Source organism: Brevundimonas sp. (assembly GCF_030682035.1).
GTDB lineage: Bacteria > Pseudomonadota > Alphaproteobacteria > Caulobacterales > Caulobacteraceae > Brevundimonas.
Window position 1 is genome coordinate 16,662 of the sequence record NZ_JAUXQZ010000045.1, and the last position, 25,566, is coordinate 42,227.

Annotated in this window: 23 protein-coding genes and 1 other RNA gene; 20 read left to right on the forward strand and 4 right to left on the reverse strand. The window is 68.1% G+C overall.

Annotated elements, in window-relative coordinates; genetic code table 11:
- The first annotated feature begins 9 nt into the window (after nucleotides 1–9).
- The 4 genes from sppA (at nucleotide 10) to rnpB (ending at nucleotide 3,646) form a co-directional block, all read left to right on the forward strand.
- A complete protein-coding gene (gene sppA / locus Q8K49_RS12785; protein ID WP_305306470.1) occupies nucleotides 10–1,800 on the forward strand; it encodes a signal peptide peptidase SppA in 1,791 nt (596 codons plus the stop codon).
- Nucleotides 1,801–1,903: 103 nt separating this feature from the next.
- A complete protein-coding gene (locus Q8K49_RS12790) occupies nucleotides 1,904–2,221 on the forward strand; it encodes a hypothetical protein (RefSeq protein ID WP_305306471.1) in 318 nt (105 codons plus the stop codon).
- A gap of 68 nt (nucleotides 2,222–2,289) precedes the next feature.
- Nucleotides 2,290–2,991 carry an N-acetylmuramoyl-L-alanine amidase gene (locus Q8K49_RS12795; RefSeq protein WP_305306646.1) on the forward strand — a complete coding sequence of 234 codons (702 nt, stop codon included), beginning with the start codon at nucleotides 2,290–2,292 and terminating at the stop codon, nucleotides 2,989–2,991.
- Between the two features lie 260 nt (nucleotides 2,992–3,251).
- Nucleotides 3,252–3,646, forward strand: an RNA gene (rnpB, locus tag Q8K49_RS12800) — RNase P RNA component class A.
- A 144-nt stretch (nucleotides 3,647–3,790) separates the two neighbouring features.
- Here the strand turns inward: rnpB and Q8K49_RS12805 are convergent.
- Nucleotides 3,791–3,967 carry a hypothetical protein gene (locus Q8K49_RS12805; protein WP_305306472.1) on the reverse strand — a complete coding sequence of 59 codons (177 nt, stop codon included), beginning with the start codon at nucleotides 3,965–3,967 and terminating at the stop codon, nucleotides 3,791–3,793.
- A gap of 281 nt (nucleotides 3,968–4,248) precedes the next feature.
- Here Q8K49_RS12805 and Q8K49_RS12810 point away from each other — a divergent pair, with 281 nt between their 5' ends.
- From Q8K49_RS12810 to ychF, 12 genes are all read left to right on the forward strand, one after another.
- Nucleotides 4,249–4,683, forward strand: a complete 435-nt coding sequence (locus Q8K49_RS12810; protein WP_305306473.1) for a division/cell wall cluster transcriptional repressor MraZ — start codon at nucleotides 4,249–4,251, stop codon at nucleotides 4,681–4,683.
- Nucleotides 4,680–5,642, forward strand: a complete 963-nt coding sequence (rsmH, locus tag Q8K49_RS12815; RefSeq protein WP_305306474.1) for a 16S rRNA (cytosine(1402)-N(4))-methyltransferase RsmH — start codon at nucleotides 4,680–4,682, stop codon at nucleotides 5,640–5,642. The genes Q8K49_RS12810 and rsmH overlap by 4 nt, the downstream gene beginning before the upstream one ends.
- Nucleotides 5,639–6,058, forward strand: coding sequence for a cell division protein (locus Q8K49_RS12820; RefSeq protein ID WP_305306475.1), 420 nt, complete (start codon nucleotides 5,639–5,641; stop codon nucleotides 6,056–6,058). Before rsmH ends, Q8K49_RS12820 begins: the two co-directional genes overlap by 4 nt.
- A gap of 89 nt (nucleotides 6,059–6,147) precedes the next feature.
- Nucleotides 6,148–7,791, forward strand: coding sequence for a penicillin-binding protein 2 (locus Q8K49_RS12825; protein ID WP_305306647.1), 1,644 nt, complete (start codon nucleotides 6,148–6,150; stop codon nucleotides 7,789–7,791).
- The gene (locus Q8K49_RS12830) at nucleotides 7,788–9,257 is read left to right on the forward strand and encodes a UDP-N-acetylmuramoyl-L-alanyl-D-glutamate--2,6-diaminopimelate ligase (protein WP_305306476.1); all 1,470 of its coding nucleotides are present in this window, start codon (nucleotides 7,788–7,790) and stop codon (nucleotides 9,255–9,257) included. The genes Q8K49_RS12825 and Q8K49_RS12830 overlap by 4 nt, the downstream gene beginning before the upstream one ends.
- The gene (gene murF, locus Q8K49_RS12835) at nucleotides 9,250–10,659 is read left to right on the forward strand and encodes a UDP-N-acetylmuramoyl-tripeptide--D-alanyl-D-alanine ligase (RefSeq protein WP_305306477.1); all 1,410 of its coding nucleotides are present in this window, start codon (nucleotides 9,250–9,252) and stop codon (nucleotides 10,657–10,659) included. The genes Q8K49_RS12830 and murF overlap by 8 nt, the downstream gene beginning before the upstream one ends.
- Nucleotides 10,659–11,768: a phospho-N-acetylmuramoyl-pentapeptide-transferase gene (gene mraY / locus Q8K49_RS12840; protein ID WP_305306478.1), complete on the forward strand. Its 1,110-nt coding sequence runs from the start codon at nucleotides 10,659–10,661 to the stop codon at nucleotides 11,766–11,768. Before murF ends, mraY begins: the two co-directional genes overlap by 1 nt.
- 263 nt (nucleotides 11,769–12,031) lie before the next feature.
- On the forward strand, nucleotides 12,032–13,447 hold the full coding sequence (gene murD / locus Q8K49_RS12845; protein ID WP_305306479.1) for a UDP-N-acetylmuramoyl-L-alanine--D-glutamate ligase: 1,416 nt from the start codon (nucleotides 12,032–12,034) through the stop codon (nucleotides 13,445–13,447).
- Nucleotides 13,448–13,453: 6 nt separating this feature from the next.
- Complete coding sequence (locus tag Q8K49_RS12850; protein WP_305306480.1) at nucleotides 13,454–14,635, forward strand: FtsW/RodA/SpoVE family cell cycle protein; 1,182 nt, start codon at nucleotides 13,454–13,456, stop codon at nucleotides 14,633–14,635.
- Between the two features lie 7 nt (nucleotides 14,636–14,642).
- Nucleotides 14,643–15,749, forward strand: coding sequence for an undecaprenyldiphospho-muramoylpentapeptide beta-N-acetylglucosaminyltransferase (murG, locus tag Q8K49_RS12855; protein ID WP_305306481.1), 1,107 nt, complete (start codon nucleotides 14,643–14,645; stop codon nucleotides 15,747–15,749).
- 158 nt (nucleotides 15,750–15,907) lie between these two features.
- Nucleotides 15,908–16,390, forward strand: a complete 483-nt coding sequence (locus Q8K49_RS12860; protein WP_305306482.1) for a copper chaperone PCu(A)C — start codon at nucleotides 15,908–15,910, stop codon at nucleotides 16,388–16,390.
- Between the two features lie 181 nt (nucleotides 16,391–16,571).
- Nucleotides 16,572–17,666, forward strand: coding sequence for a redox-regulated ATPase YchF (ychF, locus tag Q8K49_RS12865; protein ID WP_305306483.1), 1,095 nt, complete (start codon nucleotides 16,572–16,574; stop codon nucleotides 17,664–17,666).
- Here the strand turns inward: ychF and Q8K49_RS12870 are convergent.
- Nucleotides 17,663–18,001 (reverse strand): hypothetical protein, encoded by a 339-nt coding sequence (locus Q8K49_RS12870; protein WP_305306484.1) that lies wholly within the window; start codon nucleotides 17,999–18,001, stop codon nucleotides 17,663–17,665. The two genes, ychF and Q8K49_RS12870, sit on opposite strands and share 4 nt — an antisense overlap.
- A 283-nt stretch (nucleotides 18,002–18,284) precedes the next feature.
- Between Q8K49_RS12870 and Q8K49_RS12875 the strand changes: the two genes are divergently transcribed.
- The gene (locus Q8K49_RS12875; RefSeq protein ID WP_305306648.1) at nucleotides 18,285–18,548 is read left to right on the forward strand and encodes a hypothetical protein; all 264 of its coding nucleotides are present in this window, start codon (nucleotides 18,285–18,287) and stop codon (nucleotides 18,546–18,548) included.
- Between the two features lie 76 nt (nucleotides 18,549–18,624).
- Here the strand turns inward: Q8K49_RS12875 and Q8K49_RS12880 are convergent, their stop codons facing one another.
- Together Q8K49_RS12880 and ppdK are read right to left on the reverse strand one after the other, a co-directional pair.
- Entirely contained in the window at nucleotides 18,625–19,152 is a 528-nt protein-coding gene (locus Q8K49_RS12880; protein WP_305306485.1) for a porin family protein, read from the reverse strand.
- Nucleotides 19,153–19,336: 184 nt separating this feature from the next.
- Nucleotides 19,337–22,027 (reverse strand): pyruvate, phosphate dikinase, encoded by a 2,691-nt coding sequence (ppdK, locus tag Q8K49_RS12885; protein ID WP_305306486.1) that lies wholly within the window; start codon nucleotides 22,025–22,027, stop codon nucleotides 19,337–19,339.
- A 118-nt stretch (nucleotides 22,028–22,145) separates the two neighbouring features.
- On the opposite strand from ppdK, the gene Q8K49_RS12890 reads away from it, so the two are divergent.
- The 3 genes from Q8K49_RS12890 to Q8K49_RS12900 all read left to right on the forward strand — a co-directional run bounded on the left by Q8K49_RS12890 (nucleotide 22,146) and on the right by Q8K49_RS12900 (nucleotide 25,479).
- Nucleotides 22,146–23,084, forward strand: coding sequence for a hypothetical protein (locus Q8K49_RS12890; protein WP_305306487.1), 939 nt, complete (start codon nucleotides 22,146–22,148; stop codon nucleotides 23,082–23,084).
- A gap of 71 nt (nucleotides 23,085–23,155) precedes the next feature.
- Nucleotides 23,156–24,235, forward strand: coding sequence for a site-specific DNA-methyltransferase (locus Q8K49_RS12895; protein ID WP_305306488.1), 1,080 nt, complete (start codon nucleotides 23,156–23,158; stop codon nucleotides 24,233–24,235).
- Nucleotides 24,236–24,366: 131 nt separating this feature from the next.
- Nucleotides 24,367–25,479, forward strand: coding sequence for a glycosyltransferase family 4 protein (locus Q8K49_RS12900; protein ID WP_305306489.1), 1,113 nt, complete (start codon nucleotides 24,367–24,369; stop codon nucleotides 25,477–25,479).
- The last annotated feature ends 87 nt before the right edge of the window (nucleotides 25,480–25,566 follow it).

Consider the following 25,566-nt stretch of genomic DNA (forward strand, 5'->3'; position numbering starts at 1 on the left):
TCCCTCGCCATGAAGCAATTTTTCCTGACCATGGCGGGCGTTTTCGCCGGTCTGCTGCTCTTCTTCATCATCAGCATGGTGATCGTGTTCGGCATGATCGGCGCGGCGATCAGTTCGGCCTCGTCGACGGAGGCCGCCGGCGCCAACACCGTGTTGGAGTTGGACCTGCGCGACGGGGTCACGGATCAGGCCCCCAACAATCCGTTCGCCGTCTTCGGCGGTTCGGGACTGTCGACGCTACAGATCGTCGATACCCTCGCTCAGGCCGAGGATGACGATCGGGTCAAGGCTCTGCTGGTCCGCCTGCCTGAGGCCGGGATCACCCCGGCCGCCGCCGACGAGATTCGCCAGGCCATCCGCCGCTTCCGCGCCTCGGGCAAGGTCGTCCTCGCCCACAGCCAGGGCTTCCAGCCGGTCGGCGCCACCATTTCCAGCTACATGGTCGGGGCCTCGGCTTCCGAGCTGTGGATGCAGAACACCGCCAGTTTCCAGCTGGCAGGCTTCTCGGCCGACAGCATGTTCCTGGGCCGCGCCTTCGACAAATACGGCGTCAACGCCGAGTTCGAGCAGCGCTATGAATACAAGAACGCCGTCAACGAATTCACCGAGAGCGACTTCACCCCCGCCCATCGCGAGGCGATGACGGCCTGGATGACGTCCATCTACACCTCGGCCATCGCCAATGCGGCGCAGGACCGGAAGGTGACGCCGGCGGCGCTGCGCGCCACCATCGAGGCCGGCCCGTATTCGTCGGCGCAGGCGCTGCAACGACGGCTGATCGACAAGATCGGCCAGGTCGAGGAGGCTGAGGCCGAGGCGAAGCGCCGGGCCGGCCGCAATGCCGAGATCATGGAGTTCGCCGACTATGCCTCGTCGAAGGGGGAGCGTGCCGGATCGGGCCGCAACGCCATCGCCATCGTCGGCGGCGAGGGCGCCATCATGACCGGCACGGGCGGCGGCGCCGACCCGTTCGGCGGCGGCTCCTCGATCATGTCGGATGATCTCGCGGAGGCGCTGTACGACGCCATCGAGGACGACAGCGTCAAGGCCATCGTCTTCCGCGTCTCGTCACCCGGCGGATCCCCGGAAGCCTCGGAACAGATCCTGGCGGCGGTGCGCGCGGCCAAGGCGGCGGGCAAGCCGGTGGTGGTGTCGATGGGCGACTATGCGGCGTCGGGCGGTTACTGGATCAGTTCGGAAGCGAACTGGATCGTGGCCCAGCCCTCGACCCTGACCGGCTCTATCGGCGTCTATGGCGGCAAATTCGTGCTGGCCGACGCCCTGGGCCGGTTCGGCGTCGACATGCGCAATCTGACCGTCGGTGGCCCGTACGCGGACGCCTTCTCGCCCTCGCAGGACTTCAGCCCGGCCCAGCGCGCGGCCTTCGCGGCCCAGATCGACCGGACCTATGAGGAGTTCATCGCCCGCGTCGCGGCCGGCCGACGCCTGCCGCCTGCCCGGGTGCGCGAGATCGCCCGCGGCCGTGTCTGGACCGGCGCCCAGGCCAGACAGATCGGCCTGGTCGATCAACTCGGCGGACTGGAAGAGGCCATCGCCAAGGCGCGCGAGCTGGCTCGCATTCCCGCCGGGGATTCGGTGCGGTTCAAACGCTATCCGGAGGCCCGGTCGCCGTTCGAGGCCCTGTCGCAGGCGTTCGGCGTCTCGGGTGAGGCGGCGCGGGTGCTGATCGGGATCGGCGGGGTCATGAACGACCCGGCGGCCGAGGCGGCTGTCCGCAGCATGCAGACCGAGCGGGCCCGGGCCTCCGGCGCTTCGGTGCTGGCGGACCAGCCTTATTGAGGCGGAAACACTCGCCTGTGAAGGGGCCGGTCATTGACCGTTCATCCGAGTGGACCGACATTGAGAGTTCGGCGTTGTTCCCAGCGTCTGCTAAGGTGATTTGATGACCGAGTCCGACCGTCTGCTCTTCGGCCCGTCCGCGCGCCGCCCGTCGAACGGCGTCCTGGCGTCGGTCATGTGGCTGGGCGGTGTGATCGCGACCGTCGCGGCCATGGCCGTGGGCGCCGTGCTGGCCGTCTTCACCGCCGTCGCCGTGGCCGTCATAGCCCTGTTCGCCGCCGTCCTGGTCTTCTTCGCCGGTCTGGCCATGGGCGCGCGCCGCAAGGCCGTGGTCCGCACCCGCCGCGCCGATGACGTCATCGAGGCCCGCAAGGTCGACGGCGCCTGGGTCGCCTATGGCTGGGAGCGGCCGGGCCGGTAAGCCGCGCCGTGCTGACCGTGAAGGACGCTCCGTCCCCCAATTTCGACGCGCGCCGCGGCCTGCCCGATATGCTGGTGCTGCACTATACCGGCATGAAGTCCGCCGATGAGGCCATCACCCGTCTGTGTGATCCCGAGGCCAAGGTCTCGGCCCACTATGTCGTCGATGAGGACGGGTCGATCCTGCGGCTGGTGCCCGAGGAACGCCGCGCATGGCATGCCGGCGCCGGGGCTTGGCAGGGCGAGACCGATTGCAACGCCGCCTCCATCGGCATCGAGATCGTCAATCCGGGCCACGAATTCGGCTATCGCGACTTCCCGGAGGTCCAGATCGATGCGGTGATCAGCCTGATCAACGATATCCGCACCCGCTGGACCATCCCCGACGCCCGCATCATCGGCCACTCCGACCTCGCGCCCGAGCGGAAACAGGACCCCGGCGAGCGCTTCCCATGGAAGCGGCTGGCGGGGGTCGGTCACGGCCTGTGGTTCGAACCGGCGCAGGAGCGGATCGCGGCGCTCGGCGTGCCCCTGGGCGTCGGCGACGAGGGGTTGGGGGTGATCGTGCTGCGCGCCGGCCTGCACCGGCTGGGCTACGCTCTAACCCCGGGCGGGACCTATGACGAGGCGACCCGGCTCACCGTCGAGGCCTTCCAGCGCCACTGGCGGCCGGGGCGGGTGGACGGGATCGCAGACGGCGAGACGCGGGCGACCCTGATGGGGGTGTTGCAGCTGGCGACGGCGGAGAGCGCAACGGGGGTGTTGAACTAGCGTTCGGGTCTCCCTCCCCCGAAGTGGGGAGGGACGATCGCGTAGCGGAGCCCGGGTGGGGAAGTCGGAAGCTTGGCGCCACCGGTGCGGGACTGGCGTTCCCCACCCGGGCTCGGCTATGCCTCGCCGTCCCTCCCCATGAAGGGGAGGGAGAACCGTGCGGTGGCTCCCCACCCGTCTGTCGCTGCGCGACAGTCACCCTCCCCAGAAGGGGAGGGAGAATGTTGACGTCATCCCTCAACCAGCGCATCACGCCCCCGTCAGACGGCCGGGCGGTCGCGGCGGAGGTTATGCCCTCGTCGAGGAAAGTCCGGGCTCCACGGTGAAGAGGCGGCGGGCAACACCCGCCCGGGGCGACCCGAGGGATAGCGCCACAGAAAGCAAACCTCCGGCCTCGCGAGGCCGGTAAGGGTGAAAGGGTGGGGTAAGAGCCCACCGCGTGCCTGGCAACAGGGACGGCATGGCAAGCCCCGCCTGGAGCAAGACCGAATAGGGATGTCGCGCGGCCTTCAGGATTCGTCCTGGGGCCGCAGGGTTCACCGCCCGAGGCGTCCGGGTAGGTCGCGAGAACCGTCCGGCAACGGGCGGTCCAGAGGAATGATCGTCGCCGTCCTCCGGGGCGGAACAGAACCCGGCTTACAGGCCGTCTGACATTTCTCTTTTGAAGGGGCCTACCGCTCGCCGCGCGGCGGCTCGCTGCCTGAGGCCGGGGTGCGCCAACGCTTGCGACGCGGTCGCTCGCTGCTTGAGCGCGCGAAATGCACCTGGACACCCCGCGCGTGCTTGCCGCTTTCGACCGCTAGTAACGCTTGCGCGCCGCGTCGGCGGCGTCGATCAGGCGGAGACCGGAAATCTCTGCGGCGTCGGCGGTCAAATCGAGTCCGGCCTCCGGCGGATCCTTGATCACAACGACGCCATCGACGGCCTGCGGCGCCAGCGGTTTTGTCGGGTCGGCGGGCGTGGTGGGCTCGGTCATCCCCCAAAAACTCACGATGGGCGCTCAGGGTTCCAGCTGTAGCCGACGCCATGGCGTTAACCCTTTGGCCCGGAATGGGGCGCAGGATTGATCCACAGGCGGGGTTATACTTTGGATGTTCTGTCTATGTTCTCTCACCTACAGCGTAGTTCGCCTCGATTGAGGTTAACAAGTGTCAACTAATCCCATTGAGACCCAGTTGATCCCATGCTATCCCATTACGTCTGAGGGTGTTCAGGGGACAAGAGGGGCGGATCGAGAGGTCCGAGTTTGGGGCAGGGGTGTTTCTCTCGACCTACGAGAAACAGTTGGACGGCAAGCGACGCCTGCTGATTCCGCAGGAGTTCCGCACCGCCGACAACGGCGCCGAGCAAGGCGTCTTCTGCTTTTTCGCCTTGGCGGATGACTGCCTTGAGGCCGGCGGGGATCGGCTGATGGCCGAATACGTGTCCCGCATCGAGGCCTTGCCGTTCGGCAGCGACAAACGCACCGCCCTGGAAGAGACCTTCTTTGCCGGCCAGCGCCCGCTGGCGTACGACGGCGGCGGCCGTATCACCCTGCCCGAGAGCCTTTGCCAGGACGCCGGCCTCGGCGAGGACGTCGCCATCATCGGTCTGGGCGCGCGCTTCCAGATATGGGACCGGGCGCGCTGGACCGCCCGTCGCGACGCCCGCCGCGCCCTGGCCCGCCAGGTCATGACCGGGGAGGGCGGATGAGCCCGCACGCCCCGGTTCTGCTCGACGAAGTGATTGAGGTCCTGGCTCCGCGCGCCGGGGACGTGGTCATCGACGCCACCTTCGGCGCCGGCGGCTATAGCCGCGCCATTCTGGCCACGGGGGCGACGGTCATAGCCCTGGACCGCGATCCGACGGTCCAGCCGCACGCCGACGCCGTGGCCAACGACTATCCCGGCCAATTCCGGCTGGTGCGCACGCCCTTCTCGGGGCTGGCGGAAGCGTTCGCCGACAGCGGGGAGGCGCGGCTTGATGGGGTGGTGTTCGACATCGGCGTGTCGTCGATGCAGCTGGATCAGGCCGAGCGCGGCTTTTCCTTCATGCGCGACGGGCCGCTGGACATGCGGATGGACGCTGAGGGCGAAACCGCCGCCGACATCGTCAACGGCTGGGACCACGGGCCGATGGCCCACATCTTCAAACTGTACGGCGACGAGCGTCAGTCGGGCCGGGTTGCGACCGCCATCCTGCGCCGCCGTGTGGAGCGTCCGTTCGAGCGCACGCTGGATCTGGCCGAGGTGGTCGAGAAGGCGCTGGGCGGACGCCGCGGCGCGCCGATCCATCCCGCCACGCGCGTGTTTCAGGCCCTGCGCATCGCCGTCAACGACGAACTGGGCCAGCTGCGCCAGGGGCTGGAGGCCGCCGAGACCGCCCTGTCGCCCGGCGGGCGGCTGGCGGTGGTGACCTTCCATTCGCTGGAGGACCGGATCGTCAAGGCCTTCCTGACCGAGCGCACCGGCAACGCCCCCGGCGGTTCGCGCCACGCCCCGGTGTCGATCGAGACCCGCAAGCCCAGCTTCACCCTGTCGTTCAAGGGCGCGCGCGAGGCCGGCGACGCGGAGCGGGCCGACAATCCCCGCGCCCGTTCGGCCAAGCTGCGCGCCGCCGTGCGCACCGATGCCGCCCCTTGGGGCGTCTTTGGGGGGAGGATCGCCGCATGAGTACGGCCGTCGCCACCCTGAATCGCCTGCTCGCCTGGAAGATTCGCGGCATCCGCTGGATCGAGATCATCGGCGTTCTGCTGGTCGCGGCCATGGTCTTCTCGGTCTATCTGGCCAAGGCGGCGGCGGCGCGCGAGAGCGCCCGCATCTCCGACCTCGAGCGGCAGATCAGCGACAACGGTCAGCGTGTGCGCCTGCTGCGCGCCGAAGTCGCCCGGCTGGAACAGCCCAACCGCCTCGAGGCCCTGTCGCGGGGCGCGGGCCTGGGTCCGGTCGATGTGCACCGTCAGGCCACGGCCGAGAACCTGCCAAGCCTGGCTCCGATCCCCGAGCCGCGTCCGGTGGTCATCGCGCCGACGCCGCCCGCGACTGCTGACGCTCCCGTCGGCGATCCCGCGCCCGGAGACGAGCCGTGAGCGTGCATGATCCGCACGTCGGACCCCGGCCGGCTCCGTCGTGGGGCGTGCGGCGGTATACGCCGTCATGGCGCTGGCTGACCGAGGCGATGTGGTGGGTCGAGCACGCCTTCGGCCGCGCCCACGCCAACGCCCGGCCCGAGGAGGACACGCGGGTCCGCATCTTCGTCATCCTGTCGGCGTTCTCGGTGGCGTTCGTCTGTCTGACGCTCGGCGCCGTGCATGCGGCCCTGCTGACGGCGGGCGCCGGCGGCGGCGGCTCGATCCATCCCAATGCGGTGGTGCGCGCCGACATGGTCGACCGGAACGGGGCCCTGCTGGCCACCAACATCGTACACTACGGCCTCTATATCGACCCGGCCGAGGTCTGGGACCGCCGGGCGGCCGCAGTCCAGATCCGGCGCGCCCTGCCGCGGGTGTCTAAGACCCGGCTCGAGACGGCCCTGTACGGCGACCGCCGCCTGCTGGTGGTCAACCGGCTGACGCCGCGCGAGAAGGTGGCGCTGCACAATCTGGCCCTCGGCGGGATCAGCTTCGAGCCTGAGGATGTTCGCGTCCATCCGCTCGGCGAATCCGCGCGCCATGTGGTCGGCAATGTGGACACCGGCGGCGTCGGCCTGTCCGCCGCCGAACGCGCCTTCAATGACGAGATCCGCGCCGCCGGGGCTCGCGGCGAGAGCTTCCAGATATCCATCGACCTGCGTGTCCAGGGCGTTCTGGAGAACGAACTGGCCGCCGCCGCCGAAGCGAGCCAGGCCAGGGGCGCGGTCGGCATCATCACCGACGTCCAGACCGGCGAGGTTCTGGGCATGGCCAGCTGGCCGGCGTCCAACTCGCGCAACCTCGCCACCGCCGCCACCTATGAGATGGGGTCGGTGTTCAAGACCTTCACCGTCGCCGCCGCCATCGATACCGGCCGGGCCGATATGAACACCCTGCTGGACGCCTCCGAGGCGCTGCAGATCGGCAACCGCCGGATCACCGACTTCCACGCCCAGAACAAGGTGATGACGCTGGAGGAGGTGTATCTGCACTCGTCCAACATCGGCACTTCGCGCCTGTCGACCGAGATGGGGCCGCGGGTGATGCGCGACTATTTCGAGCGCTTCGGCCTGATGTCGCGCGCGCCGTTCGAGATTCCGTCGGAAGCGCCGATCGTGCCGCGCGAATGGTCGGATTCGACCCTCGCCTCGCTGTCGTTCGGCTACGGCATTTCGATCACCCCGATGCAGATGGCTGCGGCCATGGGGGCCCTGACCAACGGCGGGCGGTTCATTCCCCTGACCCTGCGCAAGGGCGGCCGGCCCGATGTCCGGGGCCGTCAGATCGTCTCGCCCGAGACCTCCCTGACCATGCTGGACCTGATGCGCCGCAACGTCGTACGCGGCTCGGGCGGCCGGGCCGAGGCTCCGGGCCTGCGCGTCGGCGGCAAGACGGGCTCGGCCAACAAGTCGGTCAACGGCCGCTACAGCACGGCCCACGCCGTCGGCACCTTCGCCGGGGTCTTCCCGGCCGACGGCCCGGTCAACGCCCGCCGGTACCAGATCCTGGTGCTGATCGACGAGCCGCAGACCTATCCGCGCACAGGCGGCTTCGTCGCCGCCCCGGCGGTGGGGCGGATCGCGGACCGGATCGCCGGCTTCGTCGGCGTGGCGCGCCGGGCCGACCCCTATCGCACCGCCCTCGGCGACCGCATCCCGGCCTTCGAGGATCTGGAAGGCGACGGGCGATGAGCGCGACCTGTCCCGCCCCGATCAAGCTGTCGGAACTGCTGCGCCGCGACGTGGCCGCCGATCCGATGATCACCGGCGTTACGGCGGATAGCCGCAAGGTCGCCCCCGGCGCGCTGTTCGTGGCCCTGCCGGGCAGCGCCGCCGACGGTCGGGCCTTCATTCCGCAAGCCCTGTCGCAGGGCGCCGCCGCGGTGCTGGCTCCGGCGGATACGGACGCCCGACTGGCTCCCGTTCTGATCACCTCGGGCGATGTGCGCCGCGCCTACGCTATCGCCGCGCGCGGCTTCTATGGCGCTCAGCCCGCGACCTGCGTGGCGGTGACCGGCACCAACGGCAAGACCTCGGTCGCCGCCTTTTGCCGCCAGATATGGGCCGCCTTGGGCCTGCATGCCGCGAGCATGGGGACGCTGGGGGTTTTGGCACAAACGGGTAACGTTAACCGCGAGTTGACGGGGCCCGGGCTGACCAGCCCCGACGCGGCCGACGCGGCGCGGATGCTGGCTGATCTGGCCGGGAGCGGCGTCACCCATCTGGCGCTCGAGGCCTCGTCGCACGGCATCGACCAACGCCGGCTGGACGGGGTGACCCTGCAGGCCGCCGCCTTCACCAATCTGAGCCAGGATCACCTCGACTATCACGGCGACATGGTCGCCTATCGAGACGCCAAGCTGCGGCTGTTCGAGACCCTCCTGCCGAGGGGCAGGACAGCGGTGCTGAATGCGGATTCCGACGCCTATTCCAGCTTCGCCGCCGCCTCGATCATGTCGGGCCTCGGCGTCATGGGCGTCGGCGAACGGGGCCGGGACCTGTCGCTGATCGGGCGCCGGGCCGTGCCCGAGGGCCAGCGCCTGACCATCGACGCGCGCGGGACCCTCCATGAAGTCCTGTTGCCGCTGGCCGGGGCCTTCCAGGCCTCCAATGCGCTCGTCGCCGCCGGCCTGTGCATCGCCGCGGGCGAGACGCCCGAGCGAGTGCTGGCCGGGCTGGAGAAGATCACGGGCGCGCAGGGACGGCTGCAACGCATTCCCGGTTCGGGTCGCGGCGAGGTCTATGTCGACTACGCCCACACGCCCGACGGACTGGAGACGGTGCTGAAGGCGCTGCGTCCGCATGCGACCGGCCGGCTGATCGCGGTCTTCGGCGCCGGTGGCGACCGCGACAAGGCCAAGCGGCCGTTGATGGGTGAAATCGCCGGCCGTCTGGCTGACGTCTCAATCGTAACGGACGACAACCCGCGCTCCGAGGACCCGGCCGCGATCCGCAGGGCGGTCCGCGAGGGCTGCCCCGCCGCGCGGGAAGTCGGCGACCGCCGAGCGGCTATTCAACAGGCCATCGAAATGATGGGCGACGGAGATGTGGTGGTCATCGCTGGAAAAGGGCATGAGCAGGGACAGATCGTCGGGGGCGTCACCCACCCGTTCGACGACGCCACCGAAGCTGCTGAAGCCCTGCGCATCCATGCCTGACAGACCGCTCTGGACCTCCGCCGAGATCGTCGCCGCCACTGGCGGGATCCTGTCCGGCGCGGCCTTCAAGACGACGGGCATCACCTACAACAGCCGTGAGATTGTCCGGGGCGACCTGTTTCTGGCGCTGAGAGGCGCGCGGGACGGGCATGACTACGCCGCCGCCGCCTTCGCCGCCGGCGCGGCCGGGGCGATCACCGAACATCCGGTCGAGGGTGGCCCGTCGGTGGTCGTGGCTGATGCGCTGCGTGGTCTGGAGGCCCTTGCCGAGGCGGCCCGCGACCGGACGCCGGCCCGCCGCGGCGCTGTCACCGGTTCGGTCGGCAAGACCAGCGTGACCCAGGCGATCAAGGCGGGACTGGATCTGGCGGGGCCGTCCCACGCCTCGATCAAGAGCTACAACAATCATATCGGCGTGCCGCTGACCCTGTCGCGTATGCCGCGCACCACCGAACGGGCCGTGTTCGAGATCGGCATGAATGCGCCCGGCGAAATCGCGCCGCTGTCGAAAATGGTCCGGCCCCACGCGGCCTGCGTCACGACTGTGGGACCCGTGCATATCGAGGCCTTCGCCGACGGCGAGGCCGGGGTGGCGGCGGAGAAGGCAGCCATCTTCGAGGGGCTGGTCGATAACGGCGTGGCGGTGTTCAACGCCGATGTGGCCTTTGCGGCCGTGCTCGATGCGGCCGCCCGCCGCGCCGGCGCCCGTATCACGACGTTTGGATCGAACGCCGGTTGCGACGCCCGGCTGATCGACTTCCAGCCAAACGACGAAGGGGCCCGCGTCCGGGCCGAGCTGTTCGGCAAGACCATCGACTTCCCATTGGCCCAGTCCGGCTTCCACTGGGGCCTGAACAGCCTGTGCGTCCTGCTGATGCTCGACGCCCTTGATGTGCCGCTGGATACGGCCCTTGCCGCCCTGTCGGAGTTCCGGCCGTTGGCGGGCCGGGGCCAGGTGATGACGATCCATGCGCCCGGCGGCGACTTCACCCTGATCGACGAGAGCTACAACGCCAATCCCTTGTCGATGGCCGCCGGCTTCCGCAGCCTCGGCGCCCGGCCGCTGCCAGTCAGCGGCGGCCGTCGGGTCGTGGTTCTGACGGACATGCTGGAACTGGGCGATCAGTCCGAGGCCCTGCACGAGGGTCTGTCCGGGCCGATCGACGCCGCCGGCCTCGATCTGGTTCACGCCGCCGGGCCGGAGATGAAGCGGCTCTATGACGACCTGCCCGGCTCGCGTCAGGGTCTGTGGCGCGAGACGGCCGCGGAACTGGCCGCCGAGGCCGCCATGCTGGTGGGCAGGGGGGACATTGTCATGGTCAAGGGTTCAAACGGATCGAAGGCGTCGCTGGTGGCCAAGGCCCTCGCCGCGCTCGGAGAAGGCTCGGGAGGGGCCGCCTGATGTTTTACCTGCTCTATCTCCACTACGCCGACATTGCGCAGGACTATCCGCTGCTCAATCTGGTCCAGTACCAGACGGTGCGCGTGGCGCTGGCCATGGCCACGGCCATGATCGTCGCGGTGACCATGGGCAGCCGCTTCATCGCCTGGATGCGGGTCAAACAGGGCAAGGGTCAGCCGATCCGCGCCGACGGTCCCGTGTCGCACCTCTCCAAGGTCGGCACGCCGACCATGGGCGGGTTGATGATCCTGGCGGGCATCGCCGTGGCGGTGTTCCTGTGGGGCGACCTGACCAATCCCTATATCTGGATCGTCTCCGGCGTGACGGCCGCTTTCGGCCTGCTGGGCTTCATCGACGACTACGCCAAGGTGTCGAAACAGACTTCGGCCGGACTCACCTCGAGACAGAAGCTCCTGGCCCAGGTGGTCATCTCGGTCATCGCCGGGGTGCTGACGGTGGTCTGGATGAAGGTCTCGCCGACCTCTCCCAATCTGGAGACCTCGATCGCCTTCCCCTTCTTCAAGGCCGTGCTGCTGAACGTCGGCTGGTTCTATGTGCTGTTCGCCGCCTTCACCATGGTCGGTTTTTCGAATGCGGTGAACCTGACCGACGGCCTCGACGGGCTGGCCATCGTGCCGGTGATGATGGCGGCCGCGGCCTTCGGCATCATCACCTACCTCGTCGGGAACTTCATCTTCTCGGACTATCTGGGCGTCCACCATGTGCCGGGGGCGGGCGAGCTGGCCGTCTTCTGCGCCGCCATGATCGGCGGGGGCACGGGATTCCTCTGGTACAATGCGCCGCCGGCCAAGATCTTCATGGGCGACACCGGTTCGCTGGCCCTCGGCGGCGCGCTGGGCGCTATCGCCGTGGCCACCAAGCATGAACTGGTGCTGGGCATCGTCGGCGGCCTGTTCGTGATCGAGGCCGCCTCGGTCATGATCCAGGTCGCCTATTTCAAGGCCACGAAGAAACGCATCTTCCTGATGGCCCCGATCCACCATCATTTCGAGAAGATGGGCTGGCCGGAATCGACGGTGGTGATCCGCTTCTGGATCGTCTCGGCCATGCTGGCGCTGCTCGGGCTGGCGACGTTGAAGTTGCGGTGATCCAGTTTGCCTGATCGAACACAAACCTTCGCCAGTTCACTGAGCCCTCCCCCTCGACGGGGGAGGGTTGGGCGGGGGTGGAGGCAGAATGTTGCCCGGAAGGCGCCGATGGGCGCCGTCGGCCGGTCTTCGACGACGCCTCTCGCGCCCCGCGCTGAAAGACCGCGCTTCCACCCCCATCCCCGACCCTTCCCCCGTCGAGGGGGAAGGGAGTCGGTTGTCGGCCCCGAAAGTTGCCCGGTCCCGGGACGGGAGAGGAATACATGATCCCGGTCCCCGGCTTTGAAGGGCGGCGCATCGCGGTCTTCGGCCTCGGACGGTCAGGACTGACGGCCGCGCGCGCGCTCAAGGCCGGAGGGGCCCTGCCGGTGCTGTGGGATGATAGCGTCTCCAGCCGGATGCAGGCCGAGGCGGAAGGGTTCACGGTCGAGGACTTGACGGGCGCCGACTGGTCGGGGTTCGCGGCGCTGGTGCTGTCGCCGGGCGCGCCCCTGACTCATCCGAAGCCGCACTGGACCGTGGGCAAGGCCAAGGCCGCGGGGGTCGAGGTGATCGGCGACATCGAACTGTTCGCCCGGGCGATCGCGGCCCTGCCCGAGGGCGAGCGGCCGGCGGTCATCGGGATCACCGGCACCAACGGCAAATCGACCACCACGGCCCTCATCGGCTGGGTGCTGAAACAGGCCGGGATGATGGTTCATGTCGGCGGCAACATCGGTATCGGCGTGTTGGCCCTGCCGGCCCCGACGCCTGGGGCGGTCTATGTGATCGAGGTGTCGAGCTATCAGCTGGACCTGACGACGAGTTTCGCGCCGAGTTTCGCTATCCTGACTAACATCAGCCCCGATCACCTCGACAGACATGGCGGGATGGAAGGCTACATCGAAGCCAAGGCGAAAATCTTCCGGGGTAGGGAAACCAGCAAGTACGTCGGCGTGGATGATTCTTGGGGCGGAGCGATCTTTGAGCGATTGCTCGACCATCCCATGCGCAACGAGGTCTCGGTGCTGCGGCCACTCAAGCACGTTAGCGGGGCCTACCTCGATGATGGCTGGATCACATACAACCACGTCGATCTTGCCGGGCGCATCATCCCCCAGAAGGTCATCGATCTTTCGAAGGCTCGGTCTCTACCGGGTCGCCACAACGCTCAGAACGCCGCCTTCGCTTTCCTCGTCGCCTACGACTTGGGCATCGCTGAAGGAGATGCGGCCAAATACATTCTTACCTTCCCCGGCCTCGCCCACCGGATGGAGGAGGTCGCACGCCTCGGCCGCGTCCGCTTCGTCAACGACTCCAAGTCCACCAACGCCGATGCGGCGCGTCAGGCGCTGTCGTCCTATGAGCGCAGCTTCTGGATCGCGGGCGGCCGGGCCAAGCAGGGCGGCATCGACGACCTCGAGGAGCTGTTCCCACGCGTGGTCGAGGCCTTTCTGATCGGCGAGGCGGCGGGGCCGTTCGCCGCCCGGCTGGGCGAGACGCCGCACCGGATTAGCGGCGACATGGCCTCGGCCGTCGCCGCGGCCGCCGGGGCGGCCGCCGCCACCGGGCGCGAGGAGGTGGTGCTGCTGTCGCCCGCCGCCGCCAGTTTCGACCAGTATCCCGACTTCGAGGCGCGGGGGGAGGCGTTCCGGGCCGCCGTCCTTAACCTTGGGGCTACGCCTTCAGGGCATGGTTAGCGAACCATGACCACCCACAGCTACAGCCCCGCCTTTTCGCGCAACGACCAGAGCCCGATCGCCAAATGGTTCTGGACCATTGATCGGGGCCTGCTGGCCGCGGCCCTGACCCTGGTTGCGCTCGGCGTGGCGCTGAGTTTCGCCTCCAGCCCGGCGGCCATCCTGGCCGATGAGTCGATCTCCGACCCGTTCCACTATTCGTGGCGGATGATCGTCTGGGCCTCCGGAGGGACGACGGCCATGCTGCTCGCCTCCCTGCTGTCGCCGCGTGGCGTGCGCCGCATCGCCGTGCTGGCCCTGCTCGGCGCCATAGTCGTCATGGCCGCCCTGCCGTTCATCGGCAATGAGGTGAAGGGGGCGGCGCGCTGGGTGAACCTGGGTCCGTTCAGCCTGCAGCCGTCCGAATTCGCCAAGCCGGGGCTGATCGTCTTCGCCGCCTGGATGTTTTCCGAGGCGCAGAAGGGGCAGGGGGTGCCCGGGGTCTCGATCGCCTTCGCGACATGGGCCCTGACCGTCGGACTGCTGCTGATCCAGCCCGACATCGGCCAGACCCTGCTGATCACCACCACCTTCATGGCCGTCTTCTTCATGGCCGGGGTGCCATTGAAGTGGGTGGCGGCGCTGGCGGCGGCGGGGGCGGGGGGCGTCGTCGGCCTGTATTTCGCTTTCGGCCACATGCGCGACCGGTTGAGCCGCTTCTTCTCGCCCGAGACGGCCGACACCCACCAGATCGACCGCGCGTCGGAGGCCATCCGCGCCGGCGGCCTGGTCGGGCGGGGGATCGGCGAGGGCGTGATGAAGCGGTCGGTGCCCGACCTGCACACCGATTTCATCTATTCCGTCGGGGCGGAGGAGTTCGGCCTGGTCCTGTCGCTGGCCATGATCGGCCTCTACGCCTTCATCGTGGTGCGTGGGATGCGGCGGGCGATGAAGCTGACCGACCCGTTCGAACAGACGGCGGCGGCGGGGCTGTTCATGCTGATCGGGCTGCAGGCCTGCATCAACATCGCGGTGAACCTGAACCTGATCCCGACCAAGGGGATGACCCTGCCTTTCATCAGCTATGGCGGCTCGTCGATGCTGGCCATGGGGCTGACCATGGGTCTGGCCCTGGCCTTGACCCGCCGCCGCCCCGGCGCCTACGAGCCGGGGGCCAGCCTGCCGGATCGCCGGCGGATATTGCCGTAGGAATCTGATGTCGAAGGTCTGCGTCGTCGCCGCCGGGGGCACCGGGGGCCATATGTTCCCGGCCGAGGCGTTGGCGCGCGAACTGGCGGAACGCGGCTGGCGCGTCGTCCTGGCCACCGATCACCGCGGCGAGAGCTACGCCCAGGCTTTTCCAGCCGAGGAGCGGATCGCGCTGGACGCCGCCACCGGGCGCGGGCCGGTCGGCATGGCCAAGGCGGGCGTGGCCATCACGCGCGGAGTGGTCAAGGCCTGGGCGGCGCTGAAACGGCTGGACGCGGCGGTGGTGGTCGGCTTCGGCGGCTATCCCTCGGCCCCGGCTCTGCTGGCGGCCCTGAGCCAGGGACGGCCGACGCTGCTGCATGAACAGAATTCGGTGCTGGGGCGCACCAACCGCTGGCTCAGCCCCTATGTCGGCGCCGTCGCGGCGTCCTTCCCGAACCTGCGGATGGTCCCGTCGGGCGTCGGGGCGCGGGTGACCCTGATCGGCAATCCGGTCCGTCCCGACATCCGCGCCCTGTTCGATCGGCCGTACGCCGCCCCGACCGCGCGCGGGCCGATCCATGTGCTGGTCACCGGCGGCAGCCAGGGCGCGCGCATTCTGTCCGAGGCCGTGCCGCAGGCCTTGGCCGCCCTGCCGGAACCGCTGCGCAAACGGCTGAGGGTGCAGCAACAGTCGCGGGCCGAGACGCTGGAAGCCACCCGCGCTGTCTATGCGGCTGCGGAGATCGAGGCCGAGGCCGCGCCCTTCTTCGGCGACATGGCCCGGCGGCTGTCGGGCACGCACCTGGTCATCGGCCGCGCCGGGGCCTCGACCTGTTCGGAACTGGCGGTGGCGGCCCTGCCGTCCCTGCTGATCCCGTTGAAGATCGCCATGGACGACCACCAGCGCTTCAACGCCTTGAGTCTGGCCGAAGCCGGCGGGGCCGAGATGGTGCTGGAGGATGAGGCGACGGTGGAGCGGCTGACGGCGGCGCTGCTGTCGCTGTTGGGCAATCCAGTGCGGCTGGCGGCGATGAGCGGAGGGGCGAAGTCGGCGGCCCTGCCGGACGCGACCGCGAAGCTGGCGGACATGGTGGAGGCGGCGGCCCGCCAGGTGTTCGGTCCCGGAGTTTGATGGTGCAATCTTTCCGCTGAATGGAAGGAAGCGCTATGGGCCAGTTACTCCACGGAAACGCCCGCACGACTGCTGTCCGTGTGCAAGCGTGACAGGGCGCCGCCTTGCCCGGCGCCGGAGGGGGCGATAGACCGCGCTCACCCGACAGGATGACCGTCATGACCCGCGCCCCGATCCTCGCCCTCGCCCTGCTGGCGCTGACCGCCTGTTCCGGCCAGCCCTCCCGGTCGGGTGACGCCGCGACGGTCCAGGTCGCGGGCGCCGTCTGCCGACCCACGCCGGTCGGCCGCCAGACCACCGGCTGCTACCTGACCCTGACCGCCGCCGCCGCCGACCGGCTGGCCTCGGTCGCCAGCCCCGACGCCAACATCGTCCAGATCCATGAGAGCCGGATCGAGAGCAATATGATGATGATGCGCGAGCTCAGGGAGGGCCTGCCCCTCCCGGCCGGCCAGGCCGTCGCCCTGGCGCCCGGCGGCAGTCACCTGATGCTTCTGGGGGTCAAGGAGCCTCTGGTCGCCGGCGACACTGTCGCCCTGACCTTGACCTTCGCTGCTTCGGCCCCGGTCGAGGTGACCGCGACCGTCGGCCAGCCGGCCGCGTCCGAAGACGATCACGCGGCCGCCCCCGCCGCTCACTGACGTCCAGACCATTTTTGCTTCGGGTCGAATCGACCCGAAGCAAAAAAAATGGTCCAGCATCAATCTGGAGCGAAATCTGAGCCGAGCCGAACTGCGTCCAGCTCAACCGATTTCGCTCTGGCCTGACAAACCGGTCGCGACCGGCTAAAGGCTCGCGCTCACGAGGAACCTCCCCAAGACCATGGCCCTGAAAGTCGCGATCGTCGGCCTGCCCAATGTCGGCAAGTCCACCCTGTTCAACGCCCTGACCAAGACGGCGGCGGCACAGGCCGCCAACTATCCGTTCTGCACCATCGAGCCCAACACCGGCGACGTGGCCGTGCCGGAGCCGCGCCTCGCGGTGCTGGCCGCCATCGCCGGGTCGAAGGAAATCATCCCCTCGCGGATCACCTTCGTCGACATCGCAGGTCTGGTGCGCGGCGCGTCAAAGGGCGAGGGCCTGGGCAACCAGTTTCTGGCCAACATCCGCGACTGTGACGCCGTGGCCTTCGTCTCGCGCTGCTTCGTCGATGACGACATCACCCATGTCGAGAACCGCATCGACCCGATCTCGGACCTTGAGATCATCGAGACCGAGCTGATGCTGGCCGACCTCGAAAGCCTCGAGAAGCGGGTCGTCAACGTCGAGAAGAAGGCCAAGGGCGGCGACAAGGAAGCCCAGACCACCCTGCGCCTGATCAACATGGCGCTAACGCCGCTGCGCGCCGGCAAGCCCGCGCGCGTGGTCAAGGTCGACAAGGAGGACGAGAAGGCGTGGCACATGCTGCAGCTGCTGACCTCCCTGCCCGCGCTCTATGTGTCGAATGTCGACGAGAACTCGGCCGACAAGGGCAATGACCTGTCAGATATGGTCGCGACCCGCGCCGCCCAGGACAACGCCAAGGCCGTCGTCATCTCGGCGAAGATCGATTCTGAACTGGCGGTGCTGGACGAGGCTGAACAGGCCGAATTCCTCGAGAGCCTCGGCCTCGTCGAGCCCGGCCTGAACCGTCTTATCCGCGAGGCCTACGCCCTGCTGGGCCTGCAGTCCTATTTCACCGTCGGACCCAAGGAAACGCGTGCCTGGACCATTCCGATCGGGGCGACGGCGCCCCAGGCCGCAGGCGTGATCCACACCGATTTCGAGAAGGGTTTCATCCGCGCCGAAACCATCGCCTTCGACGACTTCGTCGCCCTGAAGGGTGAGGCGGGCGCCAGGGAGGCCGGCAAGATGAAGGCCGAGGGCAAGGCCTACATCGTTCGCGACGGCGATGTGATGAACTTCCTGTTCAACTAGGGCGCCGGCGCTGCGACTGGAGCTGCGGCCGGCGCCGGACACCGCACGAGGCTGATCACCGCATTGTTCCGGTTCAACCAGGTCAGGCGCATGCTGTCGCCCTGCACCGCCATCCGGGTCCGCTCGTTCAAGGTCTGGCCTTCCGAGGCGCAGGCCAGCGAAACCTGGTAGCCGTCGGACACCTGGCTGATCGAGACAATGCCGCAGCTGTTCTCATAGCCCTCGAAGCGGGTGGTGGTGATCTCGATCGGCCGCTCGGCGCCTTGCGGATTTGCGCACCAGGCGGCGTTGGCGGCCCAGCGGCCCACGAAGGTCTGCGGTCCAGATCCGGGCATGATCGAGCCCACACCCGGCGGCGGAGTCGGCGGCGGGGCCTCCGCCTCTGGCGTGGCAATGGGCGCGGCCGGATCGGTGGGCGGATTGGTTTCGGATTGTCCGCACGCGGCAAGCATCAGAACGGAGAGAGCGGTGAGGCGATTCGGGGTCATGAAACGGGAACGCCGTTCGACCGTCGCGGCTCCGAACTTTCCCTTCGATCACGAATTCGCGGTCACGCTTGCATCCATTGCAAGATTTTGCGACCGGTTCGCTTGTGTCGAGAACAAGGGGGTGTCCCGCATGACTCAGAACACCAATCCGTGGGCGAAGCAGATTGACCCGCTGGCGCAGGATATCGCCGCCGTGCTCAGGCGCATGGGCGGCTCGGCCCACCAGCGCGATGTGGTCCAATGCGTCGCCGCCATGAAGCGACAGCGCGGCGAGAGCGTCGGTCAGGATCTGGCCAACAAGATCGTCGAGGCGTTCGAACGCTACCGCGACCTGTTCTTCAAGCCGTTCGGCGAAGGATCGATGCGCTGGGCGCTGCAACCCGGCGTCGCCTGATCCGAGGCGGCTGAACCAACGAAAAGGCGCGCCTCCCCCGAGGAATGCGCGCCTTCGTCGTTTCAGACGTCAGCCTTTAGAAGCGACGGACAAAGCTCAAACCGTAGGTGTCGGCCTCGCCGGCGCCGTCGTCGCGGAAGTCGCGACGGGTCCAGTCGGCGCGAATGCCGTTGCGGCCGTCGATGAAATAGTTGGCGCCGACGCCGTAGTTGACGCTCTCGCCGTCCGCCGAGGCGGTCGCGCCCGCGACGTCAGCCGTCGCACGGGTGGTTCCGTAGCCGAGGCGACCGAACAGCTCGAGGTTCGGATTGATCGGCAGTTTGGCGACGCCATAGGCGGCGGCGTCCCAGTCATGCTCGAGCTTGCCGTCGACGCCGGCGAAGGTGATGTCGTCGTCCTTGACGCCGATTGAGGCCTCGCCCTCGACGCCGAAATTGCGGGTGAAGTCATAGCCGACGCGCCCGGTGACAGCGCCGAGGTCGCCGCCGTCGGTATCGAGTTGGGTATAGCCGATCGAACCGGTGATCGGGGCCGCTGGATCCTGGGCCATGGCCGGCGCGGCGATCAGAGTAAGGGCGGCCGTGGCGAGAAGAATGTTACGCATTGTTTCTTGTATCCTCTAGATGTGGCAGCCATCGGCTGCCGGCCCCATCCAGCGACGACACAAATGGGTCGAGGATGAAGGCGTTCCAGAGGCCCTCGTTTACATAACGTCGACTGTGGGACCCGAAGCACAGACTGCGTTACATCAAGTAAGACAGCATTGTGACTTTAAGACCGGCGAGCGGTCACCGATCCTTCTCGCGCTCGGTCCCGGCCCGCGCGTGCAGCGCCGCCTGGGCCGCCGCCAACCGGGCGATCGGCACGCGGTAGGGGGAGCAGCTGACGTAGTCGAGACCGACCTCCTCGCAGAAGGCGATCGAGGCCGGGTCGCCGCCGTGCTCGCCGCAGATGCCCATTTTGATGTCGGGCCGGGCCGCCCCGCCGCGTTCGGCGGCGATGCGGATCAGGTCGCCGACGCCCTCCTGGTCGAGGCGGACGAAGGGATCGGTCTCGAAGATGCCCTTGTCGAGATAGGCCTGGAGGAAGCGGCCGGAATCGTCGCGGCTGATGCCGAAGGTGGTCTGGGTCAGATCGTTGGTGCCGAAGCTGAAGAATTCGGCGTGCGCAGCCAGATCGGCGGCGCGCAGGGCCGCGCGGGGCAGCTCGATCATGGTGCCGACGAGGTAGGCGACGCGGTCGCCGGCCTCGGCGAAGACAGCCTCGGCGGTGCGGTCGGTCAATTCGCGCAGGTATTTCATCTCCAGCCCCAGGGCGACCAGCGGGTGCATGATTTCGGGGATGGGGGCCTGCGCCGCCGTTTTCTTGACCTCCAGCGCCGCCTCGAGGATGGCGCGGACCTGCATCTCATAGATCTCGGGATAGGCGACGCCGAGACGGCAGCCTCGGTGGCCGAGCATCGGGTTGGTCTCATGCAGCTCTCTCGCCCGCCGCTTCAGCTTGGCGGCGTCAAGGCCCTGCGTCACCGCCAGCGCGTCGATCTCGTCGTCGCTGTGCGGGATGAACTCATGCAGCGGCGGGTCGAGCAGGCGCACCGTCACCGGCAAGCCAGCCATGATCGTGAACAGCTCGACGAAATCGGCCTTCTGGAACGGCGCGATCTTGGCCAGAGCCAGACGGCGGCCGGCCTCGTCGTCGGCGAGGATCATCTCGCGCACGGCGGCGATGCGGGCGTCGTCGAAGAACATGTGCTCGGTGCGGCACAGGCCGATGCCCTCGGCCCCGAAGCCGCGCGCGGTGCGGGCGTCCAGCGGCGTCTCGGCATTGGCCCGGACACGCAGGCGGCGGACCTTGTCGGCCCAGGCCATCAGGGTCTGGAAGTCGCCGGTCAGTTCGGGCTCGATCATCGGCACGGCGCCGTCCAGCACCTCGCCCTTGGAGCCGTCGATGGTGATGACCTCGCCGGCGCGGAAGACGCGGCCCCGGGCGGTGAAGGTCCCGGCCTTCTCGTCGATCGACAGCTCGTTGATGCCGCAGACGCAAGGGCGGCCCATGCCCCGGGCGACGACGGCGGCGTGGCTGGTCATGCCGCCGCGCGCGGTGACGATGCCCCGGGCGGCGTGCATGCCGTGGATGTCCTCGGGCGAGGTCTCCTCGCGCACCAGAATGACCGCGTCGCCCAGCTGCGACAGCCGCTCGGCCTCGTCGGCGTCGAAGACGATCTTGCCGGTCGCGGCGCCTGGGCTGGCGGGCAGTCCGGCGGCCACGACGGTGCGCGACGCGTTCGGATCGAGGGTCGGGTGCAGCAGCTGGTCCAGCGCCGACGGCTCGACGCGGGACACCGCCTCCTCCTGCGAAATCACCCCCTCGGCGGCGAGGTCGACCGCGATCTTCAGCGCCGACCTGGCGGTGCGCTTGCCGTTGCGGGTCTGCAGCATCCAGAGGCGGCCCTGTTCGACCGTGAACTCGATGTCCTGCATGTCGCGGTAGTGGCTCTCCAGCCGCCCGACGACCTCGACGAACTCGGCGAAGACCACCGGCATGGCCTCTTCCATCGAGGGGGCGGTCTCGCCCATCTCCTCGCGGCCGGCCCTGGTCAGCGACTGGGGCGTGCGGATGCCGGCGACGACGTCCTCGCCCTGGGCGTTGATCAGGAACTCGCCGTACAGCTTCGCCTCGCCCGTCGACGGATTGCGAGTGAAGGCCACGCCGGTGGCCGAGGTCTCGCCCATGTTTCCGAAGACCATGGACTGCACATTGACCGCGGTGCCCCAGCTTTCGGGGATGTCGTGCATGCGGCGATAGAATTTGGCCCGGTCGTTCATCCAGCTTGCGAACACGGCCGAGACCGCGCCCCACAGCTGGTCATGCGGGTCCTGCGGGAAGGGTTGGCCCAGCCGGTCCTCGACCACCGCCTTGTAGTCGGCGACGACCTTCTCCCAGTCGGCGGCGGACAGGTCGGTGTCGATGGTGACGCCCAGCCGGTCCTTGTGATCGTCCAGCACCTCCTCGAAGTCGTCGTGCGACAGGCCCAGGACCACGCTGGAATACATGGTGATGAAGCGGCGGTAGCTGTCGAAGGCGAAGCGCCGGTCGCCGGACAGGGCGGCGAGGCCCTCGACGGTCTGGTCGTTGAGGCCGAGGTTCAGAACCGTATCCATCATCCCCGGCATGGAGGCGCGGGCGCCCGAACGGACCGAGACCAGCAGGGGGTTGGCCGGATCGCCGAAGGTCTTGCCGACAACCTGCTCGACCTTCTTCAGACCGGCGGCGAGCTGATCGGCGAGGCCCGCCGGATAGGTCTGGCCGTTGGAATAGTAGTGGACGCAGGCTTCGGTCGTGATCGTGAAGCCCGGCGGCACCGGCAGGCCGAGCGAGGACATCTCGGCCAGGTTCGCGCCCTTGCCGCCCAGCAGGTTCTTCATCGACGCCTCGCCGTCGGCGGAGCCCCCGCCGAAGCCGTACACCCACTGAGTCATCGCCTGGTCCCTGAGCCTGTCGCGCCGTCCGGCCTGACTAACGTGCCGCGCCCGCGAAGGCGAGGCCGGGGCTGTAACAAAGGGTGCGTGGATGCAGGGGACTTCCCGGAATTCGGGAATGCAGATTGCGCCACTCACTAATCCGGGCAATGTCAAAGAGCCAATCCGAGGAACGATCGCGATGAGACTGCCGACGACCGCCGTCCTTTTCGCCGCGCTGGTACTCGCGCTCGCCGCGGCGCCGGCTCCGTCGGCGGCCGGCGCATGGGCGATCCAGGAGCAGGCCCCCGCCCCGCGCGTCAATATCTCGCTTTCGGGCGAGGCCGCGCCACTGTCGGAACGGGCGGACCAGGACCTCTATCTGACCGCGCTTGCCGCCTTCAACGAGCGCGGCTTCGAGGCGCTGCGGCCACATCTGGCCAGTCTGCGCACCGCCCTGGGCCGGGCACCGGCCACCTATCCGGTGATGAGCGAGGTCGACGGCGGCTGGCTGATCCGAACCGACAACCGCGACGAAGCGATGACCCTTGCACGCGCTATCGGCGAGATCGAACAAGGCCGGGGCGGTGGCGAGGTGAAGGTGGTGGTCGTCCCCAATACCTATCCCCGCATCGCCTTCCTCTTGGGCAGCGAAGCGCTGGAGCGGCGGGAGTTCGAAGAAGCCCACCGCCATCTGGACGCCGGCCTGGCCCTGCAGCCTCTGGACCGGCTGCTGCTGAACGAGAAGCTGGTGGTCCTGCACGGCGAGCGGCGTTGGGAAGAAGCCTATCTGATGCTAAAAGACGCATTCGCGGCGGGCGATCCGGTGCTGACCGCGAACCCTGCGCATCTGCAGCGGCGGTTGGGATACACCCTGGTCGAACTGGGCCGCTTGCGCGAGGCGCGCGAGGCCTACGACGCATCCCTAGTCGCCGAGCCGGACAATGCGATCGCGCTGAACGAGCTCAAATATATCGACGACATAGAAGCCGGTCAGCCCACATCCAATGAGGTCCAGATAACCGCTCCCCTGGCGCCTCGGCCCGAAGCCGATGCGCCGGCCAATCCACGTCCCTGAGGCCCGCGTAACCCGCCCTTAACCGCGATGATTCACCACTCGGTCTTCAAGCTGTGCGGGGTCGCGTTTCCATGTCCGAGTTCAAGACCGACGTCATCCATCGCGGCGACTGCATCGAGGTGCTGCGGTCGATGCCCGACGCCTGCGTCGACATGGTCTTCGCCGACCCGCCCTATAATCTGCAGCTGGGCGGCGATCTGCTGCGGCCGGATAACTCCAAGGTCGATGCGGTCGATGACGACTGGGACAAGTTCGACAGTTTCGCCGCCTATGACGCCTTCACCCGGGAGTGGATGACGGAGTGCCGCCGCATCCTGAAGCCCGAGGGCTCGATCTGGGTGATCGGCAGCTATCACAACGTCTTCCGGCTCGGCGCGGCGATCCAGGATCTGGGCTTCTGGGTCCTGAACGACATCATCTGGCGCAAGTCCAACCCGATGCCGAATTTCAAGGGCACGCGGTTCACCAATGCCCACGAGACCCTGATCTGGGCGGCGCGGAGCCGGGACCAGAAGCGCTACACCTTCAACTACGACGCCCTGAAGGCCTTCAACGAGGACGTCCAGATGCGGTCCGACTGGACCCTGGCCCTGTGCACGGGCGAGGAGCGGATCAAGGACGCCGATGGCAAGAAGGCCCATCCGACCCAGAAGCCCGAGGGCCTGCTGCACCGGGTGCTGATGGCGGCGACCCGCCCCGGAGACGTGGTGCTGGACCCCTTCTTCGGCACCGGCACCACCGGGGCGGCGGCCAAGCGGCTGGGCCGTCACTGGATCGGCATCGAGCGCGACGAGACCTACGCCAGGGTGGCCGAAAAGCGGATCAAGGCCGTGATCCCCGCCGCGCCCGAGGACCTGGTGGTCATGGGTTCCAAACGGGCCGAGGTGAAGGTGCCATTCGGGGCGCTGGTCGAGGCCGGTCTGCTATCTCCCGGTGATCGGCTGTACTGTCCCAAGGGTGACCGCGAGGCGCGGGTGCGGGCGGACGGTTCTCTGGTGGCCGGCGAGCTGAGCGGCTCCATCCACAAGCTGGGCGCGCTGTTCGAAAACGCTCCGGCATGCAACGGCTGGACCTATTGGCGCTTCAAGACCGATCAGGGACTCAGGTCGATCGACACCCTGCGCGCTGAGGTTCGCGCCGGGATGCAGTGAACGGACGCGGTTGCTGAAACAGCAGTAACCCGCGCAGTTTCCACAGGAAAAATCCCCGTTCGGGGAACTTCGCATGTGCGAGATGGTTAGGTAGTCCGACGCCTTTCCCCCGGGGCGTCGGGAGCCACGACATGAAAATCGCGCAAATAACGCCGCTGTATGAAGCCGTTCCGCCGAAGCTCTACGGTGGTACAGAACGCGTCGTCGCCAACTTGACCGACGCCCTCGTCGATCTGGGCCACGATGTCACCCTGTTCGCCAGCGCCGACGCCCGGACACGGGCGCGGCTGGTTCCGGTTCGGGATCAGGCCATCCGCCTGGACCCCGCTCCGCTGAAATCCGATCTGGCCGCCCACATGACCATGCTGTCGGAAGCGTTGAAGCGCGTCGATGATTTCGATGTGATCCATTTCCACACCGATATGATTCACTTCCCGTTCTTCGCCCGTTGCGCCGACAGGACGTTGACGACCCTGCACGGGCGCCTCGACATGAAGGATATCCCCGCGGTCTATGAGCGTTGGCCCGAGTTCGGCCTGATCTCGATCTCCGATGACCAACGCCGGCCCCTGCCCCACGCGAACTGGAAGGCTACGGTCCACCACGGCATGCCGGGGGAGATGTACCGGTTCTCGGCGAAGTCGGAAGGCTACCTCGCCTTCCTCGGCCGCATCTCACCCGAGAAACGGCCGGACCGGGCCATCGAGATCGCCACCAAGCTCAACATGCCCTTGAAGATCGCGGCCAAGGTCGATGCGGCCGACAAGGTCTATTGGGAGACCGTCATCAGGCCGCTGGTCGACGGCAACCCCCTGATCGAATTCGTCGGCGAGATCGGCGACCACCAGAAGTCCGCCTTCCTCGGCGGGGCGGACGCCCTGCTGTTCCCCATCGACTGGCCCGAGCCTTTCGGTCTCGTGATGATCGAGGCCATGGCCTGCGGCACGCCGGTGGTGGCCTTCCGCTGCGGCTCGACGCCTGAGGTCATCGAGGACGGGGAGACCGGCTTCCTGGTCGATACGCTGGAACAGGCCGTGGCGGCGGCAGGCCGCGCCCACCTGCTGGATCGGACCGCAATCCGCGCCCGGTTCGACCTGCGGTTCTCGGCCACCGCCATGGCGCGGCGCTATCTGGACGTCTACGGCGACCTGCTGGCGAAGCGGCCTTTCGCGGAGAAACACGTCGCTGATGTGGTGAGGCCGCTGCGGCCGGTCGAGGACAGAAGCTTCGCGACAGCTCTCTGACGGGCGCCCGATGAACGGGATACGGCCCTCAAGCGTTCGCATTTGATCGCCAGTCTGAGGCCGTCACGCCCGCCAACCGGAGCCTTC